This is a genomic window from Streptomyces sp. NPDC043896 (assembly GCF_056435605.1).
On record NZ_JBWKEE010000037.1, the window covers coordinates 30369 to 42264 of the forward strand.

The following is an 11896-nucleotide window of genomic DNA, read 5'->3' on the forward strand; positions in this document are numbered from 1 at the left end:
CGGGCGTACGACATGACGGACAGCGGTACGGACAGCGGCGCGGGCAGCGGTACGGGCGGCGTTGCGGACAGCGGCAAGGTCGCCCTCGTCACCGGCGCGAGCCGGGGCATCGGCTACGGGATCGCCGAGGCGCTGGTCGCCCGGGGGGACCGGGTCGTGATCACCGGACGCAACGAGGACGCGCTCAAGGAGGCCGTGGAGCGGCTCGGGGCGGACCGGGTCACCGGGGTGGCCGGGAAGGCGCACGACGAGGCCCACCAGGCCCTCGCCGTGGAGCGCGCGATGGAGGCCTACGGCCGCGTCGACTTCCTGGTGAACAACGCGGGCACCAACCCCGTCTTCGGGCCGATCGCGGACCTCGACCTCGGGGTGGCGCGCAAGGTCTTCGAGACCAACGTGATCTCGGCCCTGGGCTTCGCCCAGCGGACCTGGCACGCCTGGCAGAAGGACCACGGCGGGGCGATCGTGAACATCGCCTCCATCGCCGGGGTCTCCGCCTCGCCCTTCATCGGGGCGTACGGGATGAGCAAGGCGGCGATGATCAACCTGACCCTCCAGCTCGCGCACGAGATGGCGCCGCGGGTGCGGGTCAACGCGATCGCCCCGGCGGTGGTGAAGACCCGGTTCGCGCAGGCGCTCTACGAGGGCCGGGAGCAGGAGGCCGCGGCCGCCTACCCGCTCGGCCGGCTCGGGGTCCCGGAGGACATCGGCGGAGCCGCCGCATTCCTGACATCTGCACAAGCGGAATGGATCACCGGACAAACCCTCGTCGTCGACGGGGGAATGTTCCTCAATGCCGGTGTGCACTGACCGATAACCGGACGCATTTGCCTCTTTTCGAGAGGCAAATGCGTGCCTAATCGGGCCGAAATCGGTCAAGTGCCTCACGAAACCTACCCATTGGATTTGTGATGCACTGCGGTAGGGTCTGCCGCACCCCTGGCTGATCGAGGAGCGTGCACGTGTTCAACCGGACCAGATGCCTGCAGATCGCTGCGGCCGTTGCGTCCATATCCCTGGTCGCAGGATGCGGCCTGTTCTCGGATGACGATGACGCCGCCGCGAAGCGGATCACCGTAGGCACCATGAGCGCGCCCAGCACCCTCGATCCCGCAGCGGCCTGGGACGGCTCCTGGGAGCTCTACCGCAACGTCTACCAGACCCTGCTGGCCTTCCCCACGGGCAGCACCAAGCCCCAGCCGGACGCCGCCCAGAGCTGCGAGTTCACCGACTCGGCGAACACGGCCTACCGCTGCGTCCTGCGCAAGGGCCTGAAGTTCTCCGACGGCGAGCCGCTGGACTCCAAGGCCGTCAAGCACTCGCTCGACCGGATCAAGACGATCAACCACAAGGTCGGTCCCGCCGGTCTCTTCAACACCCTCGACAAGATCGAGGCGCCGGACCCGCTCACGGTCGTCTTCCACCTGAAGACCCCCGACGCGACCTTCCCGTACGTCCTCGGCTCCCCGGCCGCCTCCCTGGTCGCGCCGAAGTCCTACCCGGCCAACAAGGTCCGCGAGGACGGCAAGGTCACCGGCTCCGGCCCCTACGTCCTCACCTCGTACGCCGAGGGCAGCGAGGCGGTCCTCGGCCGCAACGAGAGCTACACCGGCTTCGCCAACCGCCGTAACGACGGCGTGACGATCCGCTACTTCGCCGACTCCAAGAAGATGATCGCGGCCCTCAAGGGCAAGGAGATCGACGCCACCTACCGAGGCCTCTCCGCCGCCGAGATCAAGGACCTCCAGACCCCCGCCTCGCAGTCCCAGGGCGTGCAGGTCGTCGAGAACGTCGGCGCCGAGATCCGCTACCTGGTCTTCAACCCCAGCGACCCGCAGGTCAACAAGCCGGCCGTGCGCCAGGCGATCGCCCAGATCATCGACCGGGGCGCGATCGTCTCCAAGGTCTACCAGGGCACCGCCGAACCGCTCTACTCGATGGTCCCCAAGGGCGTCGTGGGCCACAAGACGCCGTTCTTCGACATCTACGGCAACCCCGACGTCGCCAAGGCCAAGAAGATCCTCACGGCCGCGGGGATCACCCAGAAGGTGGAGCTGACCTTCTGGTACACCACCGACCGCTACGGCGCCTCCACCGCCGACGAGTTCACCGAGATCAAGCGGCAGCTCGACGAGAGCGAACTCTTCAAGATCAACCTGCGCGGCCAGCCGTGGAAGACCTTCCAGGAGGGCTACAAGGGAGGCCAGTACCCCGTCTTCGGCCGAGGCTGGTTCCCCGACTTCCCGGACCCCGACAACTTCATCGCGCCGTTCGTCGGCAAGGAGAACGCGGTCGGCACCCCGTACGACACCCCGCAGATCACCAACGAGCTGCTGCCCAAGTCCCGCCGCGAGGGCGACCGTTCGGCCGGAGTCAGGGAGTTCGAGGCGGCCCAGCAGATCTTCGCCCAGGACGTCCGGCTGCTCCCGCTGTGGCAGGGCAAGCTCTACGTCGGCGCACGCGAGGACATCGCCGGCGCCGAGCGGGCCCTCGACCCGCAGACCGCCATGCAGATGTGGGAGCTGTACCGCAAGACCAGCTGGTGATCCCGGCGGGACGCCCGGGTGGCGGCGTTGTCAGTGGTCCCCGGTAGGTTCGGATCAGTTGCACGAACTTGTACCGGAGGTTGTCGACGTGACCCAGATGCTGCCCGAGTCCTGGCTCCCCGTCCTCGGCGGGGAGCTGGACCAGCCCTACTTCAAGGAACTCACCGAGTTCGTCGAGAAGGAGCGGGCGAACGGGCCGGTCTACCCGCCCCGCGAGCAGGTCTTCGCGGCCCTGGAGGCCACGCCGTTCGACAAGGTGAAGGTCCTGGTCCTCGGCCAGGACCCCTACCACGGCGCCGGCCAGGGACACGGCCTGTGCTTCTCCGTGCAGCCCGGGGTCAAGACCCCGCCCTCGCTGCGCAACATCTACAAGGAGATGAAGGAAGAGCTCGGCCTGCCGGTCCCGGACAACGGGTACCTGATGCCGTGGGCCGAGCAGGGCGTCCTGCTGCTCAACGCGGTCCTCACCGTCCGCGAGGCCGAGCCCAACTCCCACAAGGGCAAGGGCTGGGAGAAGTTCACCGACGCGGTGATCCGCGCCGTGTCCGAGCGCCCCGACCCGGTCGTCTTCGTGCTCTGGGGCGCCTACGCCCAGAAGAAGATCCCGCTCATCGACGAGGAGCGGCACGTCATCGTCAAGGGCGCCCACCCCTCGCCGCTGTCGGCCAAGAAGTTCTTCGGCTCCCGCCCGTTCACGCAGATCAACGAGGCCGTCGCCGCCCAGGGCCATGAGCCGATCGACTGGCGGATTCCGGACCTGGGCTGACACCACCCCGCGCCTCGGCGCCAGAGCCGGTACCTCCGGCTAGCTTCTTGATGATCGGACCGGACAGGTCCGGCGGAGCGAGCCGGAGGCCCCCGTTGACGGAGCAGCAGCAGGAGGCGTCGGAGGACGCCGTCATGACCAGGATCGGCCAGGCCGTGATCCTGCTGCACGCCGGCGACCGCGAGGAGGCCCGCAACCGGCTCGGCGAGATCTGGTCCGAGATCGGCGAGGAGGGCGACTCCCTCCACCGCTGTACGCTCGCCCACTACCTCGCCGACACCCAGGACGACCCCGCCGACGAACTGGCCTGGGACCTGCGCGCCCTCACCGCCGCCGACGGACTGGGACGGCGGCTGGGCGAGGCGCCCCCCGGCCGGGCGGAGCCCCACCCGGCCGTACGCGTCTTCTACCCCTCGCTGCACCTCAGCCTCGCGGCCGACTACGCCAAGCTGCGCCGGCCCGAGGAGGCGCGGGTCCACCTCGCGCGGGCCCGGGCGGCCGCCGGAGCCCTGTCCGACGACGGGTACGGCAACGGCGTACGGGCCGCCATCGCCCGCCTGGAGCGCCGGCTCGCGGCGGAGGCGGGCCCGGGGCCCCGGCCGTTCCCCGAGCAGTCGTAGCAGTCGTGGCAGTCGTGGCAGCCGTCCTGGAGGCCGTAGCCGGCCCGGCGGCCGGCCGTGCGGGGCCTCAGCCGTCCTTCACGCCCGCGCAGATACGGGCCTCCGGGCCGTCCGGCTCCCAGTTCCCGTGCCGGCGGCCCAGCGCGCACACGTCGGCCGGCCGCACCGGCAGCTCCCGCACCAGCCCGGGCGGCGGCTCCACGTCCGCCCTGACGGCGTGCGGGCCGCCCCGGGAGCCCCCCTGGCCGTGTCCGCCCGGCTCGGCCGGCTCCGGGACCTCGGGGGCGGCGGGCGGGGCCTGCACGGTCTCCCCGGGCTCCGAGCGCGGCCCGGGCACGGTACGCGCCGAGCCCCGCCCCGCGGCCGTCGGGGCCGTCGGACGCAGGCCCTCCCGGGGTACCGCCTTCAGCGCCTCCAGCGCGGGCGCCTGGACGACCACGGGCAGCGCCGCCGGCCCGCCGCGCGGCTCGTGCCGGGGCGGCAGCCCGTCGGAGGGAGCCCCCACCGGCCGCATCTGGGCGGGGTCCACGTTCACGCAGCCGGAGACGGCCGATACGGCACACGCGGCTCCGAGGAGCAGCTTCGTCGAGGTTCGGGTTGGATGCACCCGCGCAACTCTGCTGTGCGAGCACCCCGTTGCGAAAACCCTGAGCCGATATTCACCCCGCACGGGTGACGGGGAGGGGATGTCCGGCGGACACCGGAGCGGGCCCGGCTACTCCCCGGTGGCGCCGTCGATGTGCTCGCGCAGCAGGTCCGCGTGCCCGTTGTGCCGGGCGTACTCCTCGATCATGTGCGTGTAGATCCAGCGCAGGCTGAACACCTCGCCGCGGTGGTGGCTCGCGGCGTCCGACACGTCGTCCAGGGAGCGGTCGGCGGCCGCCCGTCGCGCCAGCTCCACCTCGGTCCGCCAGACCCGCTCCGCCGCCGCCCAGGTGTCGCCGTCGGTGAACTCGAAGTCGCCGTCCCGGTTTTCCCGGGTGCTGTACAGGTCGGGCAGGTCCTCGCCCAGGGCGATCTCGCGGAACCAGTACCGCTCCACCTCCGCCATGTGCCGTACGAGCCCCATCAGGCTCAGGGCCGAGGGCCTGAGCGGGGTGAGGCGCAGCTGTTCCTCGGTGAGCCCCTCGCACTTCCAGGTCAGGGTGGAGCGGTGGTAGTCGAGCCAGCCCTCCAGCATCTCCCGCTCGGCGGCGGTGGTGGAGGGTTCGGGGCGGTGCGATCCGTTCGCAGTCGTGGTCATGGGCCACATCCTGGACGAACGCGCCTCCTCCCACCAGGGATTAAGCTGCCGCTGTCCCATACGGCACATACCAGGAGGCTCCCGGTGAAGGTCGGCGTCATCGGACTCGGCGACATCGCGCAGAAGGCGTACCTGCCCGTCCTCACCACCCGTCCCGGGGTCGATCTGCACGTGCAGACGCGTACCCCGGCGACGCTCCAGCGGATCGGCGACACGTACCGCGTCCCGCCCGGTCACCGCCACACCACGCTGGACTCGCTGCTCGCCCAGGACCTCGACGCCGCCTTCGTGCACGCCCCGACGGCCACGCACCCCGAGATCGTGACCCGGCTGCTGGAGGCGGGCGTGGCCACGTACGTGGACAAGCCGCTGGCCTACGAGCTCGCGGACTCGCGGCGCCTGGTGGAACTCGCCGAGGAGCGCGGGACCGGCCTCTTCGTCGGCTTCAACCGCCGTCACGCGCCCGGCTACACGCTGTGCGCCGACCACCCGCGCGATCTGATCGTCATGCAGAAGAACCGCATCGGGCTCCCCGAGGACCCCCGCACCCTGGTCCTGGACGACTTCATCCACGTCGTCGACACCCTGCGCTTCCTGCTGCCCGGCGAGGCCGACCGCATCGACGTCCGGGCCGTGGTGCGCGAGGGGCTGATGTCACAGGTGGTGCTCCAGATGTCCGGCGACGGATTCACCGCCCTCGGGATCATGAACCGGCGCTCCGGATCGGCCGAGGAGGTCCTGGAGGTGTCCGGCCAGGACTCCAAGCGCCAGGTCGTCAACCTCGCCGAGGTCGTCGACCACCGGGGCCAGCCCACCGTGCGCCGGCGCGGCGACTGGGTGTCAGTGGCCCGCCAGCGCGGCATCGAGCAGGCCGTGGACACCTTCCTGGAGGCCGTGGAGACCGGCAAGGAGATCAGCGCCCGGGACGCCCTGCTCACCCACGAGCTGTGCGAGCGGGTGGTGCTGACGGCTCTGGAGCAGGCCTCCCCGGCCTGAGCGCCCGCAGCACCAGGGCCGCGCAGTACAGCCCCAGCGCGGCCACGGAGGCGCCCGCGGGCCAGTTCCCGAAGCGGACGAAGGGGGTCGTGCCCCGGGCGAGCGGGACCTCGTACACGGCCGCCGTGCTCGCCGAGGTGGGCAGGACGGGCCCGGTCAGGCCGCCGGACGGGCCGTACACGGCGCTGATGCCGGTCAGGGTCGCGTGCACCACCGGGCGGCCCGTCTCGGCGGCGCGCAGGGCGGCCAGCGAGGCGTGCTGGGCCGGGGCCCAGCTGTCCTGGAAGGTCGAGGTCGCCGACTGCGCGACGAGCAGCCCCGCCCCCTCCCGGACCAGGTGCCGGCTCATGTCGGGGAAGGCCGACTCGAAGCACACCAGCGGCCCCAGCCGCACCCCGCCGGGCAGGTCCACGACCACCGGCGCCGCGCCGCGCATCCGGTCCTCGCCCGCCGCCTTGCCGACCGAGGTGGCCCAGCCCAGCACCGAGCGGGCCGGCACGTACTCGCCGAAGGGGACCAGCCGCATCTTGTCGTACCGGTCGCCCGTGGGGCCCTCCGGGCCGATCAGCACCGAGCTCTTGTAGATCCCGGGCCGGTCCGAGCGCCGCGCGTCCACGTTGACCAGCAGCGGGACCCCGAGCTCCGCGGACAGGGCCGCCAGCCGCCGGGACAGGTCGGGCCGCGCCGCCAGGTCCGAGCCGACGCCGCTCTCCCCCCACACCACCAGGTCCGGCCGGGCCCCCGCCAGGCTCCGCGTCAGCCGCTCCTCCGCGTCGAACCGCCGCTCCGCCCCGTCCGCCCCGCCCACCAGGCCCGGCTGTACGACGGCCACGCGCAGCCCTCCCGACACCTCGGGGCGCGGCAGCCACAGCCACACCACTCCCGCCAGCACCGCGCACCCCGCCACGGCGGCCACCGCCGGAGCCCGCGCCCCCGGCACCGCGACCAGCAGCACCACCGCGCAGTTCACCGCCACCACCAGCAGGCTCACCAGCCACACCCCGCCCAGCGCGGCCAGCCGCAGCGCCGGGGGTACCTGCCACTGACTGGCCCCGAGCAGCCCCCACGGCCCGCCCAGCCCCTGCCATGACCGGGCCAGCTCCGACAGCAGCCACCCCGCCGGTACGAGGACCAGCCCGGCCACCGCCCGCCCCGCGCCCGGCACCCCGCCGAGCAGCTCCCGCACCAACAGGGCCCACGGCACCCACAGCACCCCCAGCAGCACCGCGAGCGGGACCAGGAACACGTGCAGGCTCGGCAGCAGCCAGTGGTGCACCGCCACGATGAAGCCCGCACCGCCGAGCCAGCCCTCCAGCGCCGCGCGCCGTCCGGTGGGCGCGGAGCGCAGCAGCAGCATCCAGGGCACGAGGGCGACGTACGCCCACCACCACAGCCCCGGCGCCGGGAAGGCCAGACAGGGCAGCGCCCCGGCGGCCACCGCGGCCGCCGCACGCCACCACCGGGTCCGCTTCGCGAGCAGCATGACGCGCCTCCGCTTCCAGTGTGGGACCGCCTCCGGCAGGGCGCGGCTCAGGCCGTCACGTGACGCCACTTCTCGTGGACCGTGACCCCGGTGAGCCGCCACCCGTCGGGGGTCCGGGCCAGGGTGAACGTGTAGCGCCCCGCGGCGACGAAGTTGGGGGCCGTGGCGCGGTCGCCGGCGCCGGCCAGCCGCATCGGGTTGAGGAAGTCGGCCCGGACCAGTGCCGCGTCCCCGGGGTAGCCGCCCCCGTCCTCGATCCGGACCAGCCGGTTGACGATCAGGTGCTGGCGCACCGGGAAGAGCTCCATCGTCCCCGCCAGCCAGTCCGCGACCTCCCCGGCCGGGCCCTCCACCCCGCCCGCCGAGGTGTAGTCCGCCCGCCCGGCGGGGGTGAACAGGGCGCGGTAGGCGGCCCAGTCCCCGTCGTCGACGGCCGCCGCGTACCCCGAGACCACCTCGTCGATGGCGAGACGGTCCATCACCGTCGCCAGGTCCACACGCTGAGTCATCGGGTCAGTGTGGGGCTGCGGGCCGCCGAGGCCAAGGGGCGTGCGGTCATTGATCCGCGCGGCGCGGATCAGTGACCGGAATGCGCCTCCCGTTGCCGGATCACGACCAGGAACGCGTCACTGGCCAGGTCCATGACCACCTCCGCCGGCACGCCCTCGCGCATCCGCTGCGCGGCGTACTCCTCGGCCGGCCAGCTCCCGCGCGGACTTCCCGCCGGGAAACGCTCCAGTACCACGCGGCCCATGGGACACCCCCTGCTGTTCGCCTTCACGTCTCTTTGGGGACAACGACGCGGGGGCCGCCCGGGAACGTTCCCGGGCGGCCCCCGCGTCGAGTTCAGGCCACTGGCCGTCCGCCCGGGTCCCCAACCCCCCCCCCCCGCGTGCCGGCTCCCCCCGCCCCCCCCACTCAACACGAACAGCACGATGCCGAGCAGGATCCGGTAGATCACGAACGGCATGAAGCTCTTGGTGGAGATGAACTTCATGAACCAGGCGATGACCGCGTAGCCGATGAAGAAGGCGATCACCGTGGCGAAGACCGTCGGCCCCCAGAAGATGTGCCCGGGGTTCTCCATCACGTCCTTGATCTCGAACGCTCCGGAGGCCAGCACGGCCGGGATGGCCAGGAGGAAGGAGTAGCGGGCCGCCGCCTCGCGGGTGAAGCCCAGCAGCAGACCGCCGGAGATCGTCGCACCCGACCGGGAGACACCCGGGATCAGCGCCATCGCCTGGCACAGACCGAAGATCAGACCGTCCTTGACGCCCAGCTCCCGCAGCGTCTTGCGCTGCTTGACCACCCGGTGCCGTCCGCCCTCCTCGTCGCGCGAGGCCAGCCAGTCGGCGAAGCCGAGGACCAGACCCATCACGATCAGCGTGGTCGCCGTCAGCCGCAGGTCACGGGCGGGGCCGGTGATCTGGTCCTTGAACAGGACGCCGAGGACACCGATCGGGATCGAGCCGACGATGACCAGCCAGCCCATCTTGGCGTCCTGCTCGGAGCGCAGCGTCTTGTCGAACAGGGAGCGGGACCAGGTGGAGATGATCCGCCCGATGTCCTTGCGGAAATAGATCAGCACGGCGGCCTCGGTGCCGATCTGGGTGATGGCCGTGAAGGCCGCACCGGGATCGTGCCAGCCGGCGAAAGCCGCGGTCAGCCGCAGGTGGGCGCTGGAGGAGATCGGGAGGAACTCCGTAAGCCCTTGGACGAGACCGAGGATTAGGGATTCGAACCAGCTCATGTCGGGGTGCGCTCGTCCTTGTGATCGTCGGGCAGTTCGGGTCCGATGCTAGGGCCCGTGGGGAGCCGCCGTGACCACTGGGGGGTGTGCTTGTGCGGACCCGGCCGCGACGGGCGGCGCCAGCCGGTGCCGCTTGCGCCAGGCGACCACCGCCGCGACCGCTCCGGAGACCGCGATGAACCCGAACGAGGCCAGGAACGCGGGCGATCCGGGGGAGGAGGCGCTGGCTCCGGCGATCACGTACGCGGCGGTGTTGGGCACCGTACCGAGCGCCGTCGCCAGGAGGAAGGGGAACCAGCCGCAGCGCGAGACGGCGGCGAGGTAGTTGGCCGCGGCGAAGGGCACCCCGGGGAAGATCCGGACGGCGAGCATCGAGCGGAACCCGTGCCGGCTGAGCTGGCCGTCGGCCGCCTTCAGCCACCGGCCCCTCAGGTACGGGCGCAACGCCTCCTGCCCCATGGCCCGGCCCAGGCCGAAGGCCAGTCCCGCGCCGACCACGGTGCCGCCGACGGCCGCCACCAGGCCGAACTGGGTCCCGAAGACCGCCCCGGCGGCCAGGTTCAGCAGGGGGCGGGGGACGAACGCCGCCGTGCACAGACCGTACGCGCCCGCGAACAGCAGCACCCCCGTGCCGACCGGCAGCCCCGGCGGCCAGCCCTGCGACAGCAGCCGCTGGGGCTCGTAGAGCAGTACGCAGACCCCGGCCGCGACCAGCAGCACGACGAGCAGCGACAGCCGGGCCATCGGCGCGAGGAGGAGGGACACCCGGGGAGACTAACCGACCCCTATGACGCCCCGCCGTAATCCAGGCCTCATTCCGGCCTCCTCCGGGCGGCCTCCGCGGATAATCCGTTCGACGCGCTCCGGCCGCTCCGGCAGGATCGGGGCCATGTCCCGGTACGCCTTCCCCGCAGCGCCGTCCGCAGTCGCGGACGCGCCGAAGGCTGCCGTCCCGGCCGTCGCGGCCGTCCTGGCCTCCTCCGCCGTCGCCCTGGCAGAGGCATTCGCCGCAGCGGCACTCGCCGCGTTCGACGGCGCACGAAGCTGACCCTTCCCGGATCGTCCGGCGGACCCCGCAGGGGGAGGGTCGGCAGAACCCAGGGGTCCCGTTCCAGCTTCGAGCCACGGGAAAGAGACCATGGCCAAAACGGCCTTCACCCGCACCAAGCCGCACCTCAACATCGGCACCATGGGCCACGTCGACCACGGCAAGACCACCCTCACCGCCGCCATCACCAAGGTCCTCGCCGAGCGCGGCGGCGCCTCCTTCGTGCCCTTCGACCGCATCGACCGGGCCCCCGAGGAGGCCCGCCGCGGCATCACCATCAACCTCACCCACGTCGAGTACGAGACCGACACCCGGCACTACGCCCACGTCGACATGCCCGGACACGCCGACTACGTCAAGAACATGGTCACCGGCGCCGCCCAGCTCGACGGGGCGATCCTCGTCGTCTCCGCCCTCGACGGGGTCATGCCCCAGACCTCCGAGCACGTCCTGCTCGCCCGCCAGGTCGGGGTCGACCACATCGTGGTGGCCCTCAACAAGGCCGACGCCGGGGACCCGGAGCTCACCGACCTGGTCGAGCTGGAGGTCCGCGACCTGCTCTCCGCGCACGGCTACGGAGGGGACACCGCGCCCGTCGTACGGGTCTCCGGGCTCCGCGCGCTGGAGGGCGACCCGCACTGGACCGGGGCGATCGAGGCGCTGCTGGACGCCGTGGACACCTACGTGCCGATGCCGGTGCGGTACACGGACGCGCCGTTCCTGCTGCCGGTCGAGAACGTCCTCACCATCACCGGCCGCGGGACCGTCGTCACCGGAGCCGTCGAGCGCGGCACCGTCCGGCCCGGCGACCGGGTCACCGTCCTCGGGGGCGACGGCGAGCCCGTCGAGACCGTGGTCACCGGCCTGGAGACCTTCGGCAAGCCGATGGAGTCCGCCGAGGCGGGGGACAACGTCGCGCTGCTGCTGCGCGGCGTGCACCGCGACGGGGTGCGCCGCGGACACGTCGTCGCGGCGCCGGGGAGCGTGACGCCGAGCCGGCGCTTCACCGCGCGCGTGTACGTGCTCTCCGCGCGGGAGGGCGGCCGCACGACGCCCGTCTCGACCGGCTACCGGCCGCAGTTCTACGTCCGCACCGCCGACGTGGTCGGCGACGTGGACCTGGGCGGGACGGCCGTGGCCCGTCCCGGGGAGACGGTCACCATGACCGTCGAGCTGGGCCGGGAGGTGCCCCTGGAGGCGGGCCTCGGCTTCGCGGTCCGCGAGGGCGGCCGCACGGTCGGCGCGGGGACGGTGACGGCCGTTCTCGGCTAGCCGGTGTCCGGCCTAACGGGTGTCCGGCCCCGATCCGCCGGACACCCCTGGCCCGGGTCCAGGCCCCACCCCGGCGTGGGGGGGGGGGGGGGGGGGGGGGGGGGGGGGGGGGGGGGGAGGGGGGGGGGGGGGGGGGGGGGAGGGGGAGGGGGGGGGGGGGGGGGGGGAGGGT

12 protein-coding genes and 1 pseudogene are annotated in these 11896 nt (G+C 72.6%); 7 read left to right on the forward strand and 6 right to left on the reverse strand.

All coding sequences use genetic code 11. From position 1 onward, the window contains the following. Positions 1–12: 12 nt before the first annotated feature. From AC069X_RS35330 to AC069X_RS35345, 4 genes are all read left to right on the forward strand, one after another. Entirely contained in the window at positions 13–810 is a 798-nt protein-coding gene (locus AC069X_RS35330; RefSeq protein ID WP_478735324.1) for an SDR family oxidoreductase, read from the forward strand. A 152-nt stretch (positions 811–962) separates the two neighbouring features. Then, positions 963–2546 (forward strand): ABC transporter substrate-binding protein, encoded by a 1584-nt coding sequence (locus tag AC069X_RS35335; protein WP_478735326.1) that lies wholly within the window; start codon positions 963–965, stop codon positions 2544–2546. Between the two features lie 97 nt (positions 2547–2643). Next, positions 2644–3312, forward strand: coding sequence for a uracil-DNA glycosylase (locus AC069X_RS35340; RefSeq protein ID WP_362472730.1), 669 nt, complete (start codon positions 2644–2646; stop codon positions 3310–3312). A 50-nt stretch (positions 3313–3362) separates the two neighbouring features. Continuing rightward, positions 3363–3932, forward strand: coding sequence for a hypothetical protein (locus tag AC069X_RS35345; RefSeq protein WP_478735327.1), 570 nt, complete (start codon positions 3363–3365; stop codon positions 3930–3932). Between the two features lie 67 nt (positions 3933–3999). On the opposite strand, the gene AC069X_RS35350 is transcribed toward AC069X_RS35345, so the two are convergent. Both AC069X_RS35350 and AC069X_RS35355 read right to left on the reverse strand, forming a co-directional pair. Continuing rightward, positions 4000–4539, reverse strand: coding sequence for a hypothetical protein (locus AC069X_RS35350; RefSeq protein ID WP_478735329.1), 540 nt, complete (start codon positions 4537–4539; stop codon positions 4000–4002). 108 nt (positions 4540–4647) lie between these two features. Next, the gene (locus AC069X_RS35355) at positions 4648–5175 is read right to left on the reverse strand and encodes a DinB family protein (protein ID WP_478735331.1); all 528 of its coding nucleotides are present in this window, start codon (positions 5173–5175) and stop codon (positions 4648–4650) included. 84 nt (positions 5176–5259) lie between these two features. Between AC069X_RS35355 and AC069X_RS35360 the strand changes: the two genes are divergently transcribed. Next, positions 5260–6171 carry a Gfo/Idh/MocA family protein gene (locus AC069X_RS35360; protein WP_478735333.1) on the forward strand — a complete coding sequence of 304 codons (912 nt, stop codon included), beginning with the start codon at positions 5260–5262 and terminating at the stop codon, positions 6169–6171. Here the strand turns inward: AC069X_RS35360 and lnt are convergent. The 4 genes and pseudogenes from lnt to AC069X_RS35380 form a co-directional block, all read right to left on the reverse strand. Continuing rightward, positions 6110–7654 (reverse strand): apolipoprotein N-acyltransferase, encoded by a 1545-nt coding sequence (gene lnt, locus AC069X_RS35365; RefSeq protein WP_478735335.1) that lies wholly within the window; start codon positions 7652–7654, stop codon positions 6110–6112. The genes AC069X_RS35360 and lnt overlap by 62 nt on opposite strands. A 47-nt stretch (positions 7655–7701) precedes the next feature. Continuing rightward, positions 7702–8163, reverse strand: a complete 462-nt coding sequence (locus AC069X_RS35370) for a nuclear transport factor 2 family protein (protein ID WP_478735337.1) — start codon at positions 8161–8163, stop codon at positions 7702–7704. Positions 8164–8540: 377 nt separating this feature from the next. Further along, positions 8541–9404: pseudogene (locus AC069X_RS35375) on the reverse strand (undecaprenyl-diphosphate phosphatase); the annotation flags it as partial. A 48-nt stretch (positions 9405–9452) separates the two neighbouring features. Next, positions 9453–10148, reverse strand: coding sequence for a TVP38/TMEM64 family protein (locus AC069X_RS35380; RefSeq protein WP_478735354.1), 696 nt, complete (start codon positions 10146–10148; stop codon positions 9453–9455). 145 nt (positions 10149–10293) lie between these two features. On the opposite strand from AC069X_RS35380, the gene AC069X_RS35385 reads away from it, so the two are divergent. Together AC069X_RS35385 and tuf are read left to right on the forward strand one after the other, a co-directional pair. Beyond that, positions 10294–10452: a hypothetical protein gene (locus AC069X_RS35385; RefSeq protein ID WP_478735339.1), complete on the forward strand. Its 159-nt coding sequence runs from the start codon at positions 10294–10296 to the stop codon at positions 10450–10452. A 90-nt stretch (positions 10453–10542) separates the two neighbouring features. After that, positions 10543–11724, forward strand: coding sequence for an elongation factor Tu (gene tuf / locus AC069X_RS35390; protein WP_478735341.1), 1182 nt, complete (start codon positions 10543–10545; stop codon positions 11722–11724). Positions 11725–11896 lie beyond the last annotated feature (172 nt).

Coding starts and splice junctions, on each gene's coding strand:
- AC069X_RS35370 (WP_478735337.1), bottom strand. CDS start 8,163: ATGACTCAGCGTGTGGACCTGGCGACGGTGATGGACCGTCTCGCCATC.
- tuf (WP_478735341.1), top strand. CDS start 10,543: ATGGCCAAAACGGCCTTCACCCGCACCAAGCCGCACCTCAACATCGGC.
- AC069X_RS35380 (WP_478735354.1), bottom strand. CDS start 10,148: ATGGCCCGGCTGTCGCTGCTCGTCGTGCTGCTGGTCGCGGCCGGGGTC.
- AC069X_RS35340 (WP_362472730.1), top strand. CDS start 2,644: ATGCTGCCCGAGTCCTGGCTCCCCGTCCTCGGCGGGGAGCTGGACCAG.
- AC069X_RS35385 (WP_478735339.1), top strand. CDS start 10,294: ATGTCCCGGTACGCCTTCCCCGCAGCGCCGTCCGCAGTCGCGGACGCG.
- AC069X_RS35345 (WP_478735327.1), top strand. CDS start 3,363: ATGATCGGACCGGACAGGTCCGGCGGAGCGAGCCGGAGGCCCCCGTTG.
- AC069X_RS35330 (WP_478735324.1), top strand. CDS start 13: ATGACGGACAGCGGTACGGACAGCGGCGCGGGCAGCGGTACGGGCGGC.
- lnt (WP_478735335.1), bottom strand. CDS start 7,654: ATGCTGCTCGCGAAGCGGACCCGGTGGTGGCGTGCGGCGGCCGCGGTG.
- AC069X_RS35355 (WP_478735331.1), bottom strand. CDS start 5,175: ATGACCACGACTGCGAACGGATCGCACCGCCCCGAACCCTCCACCACC.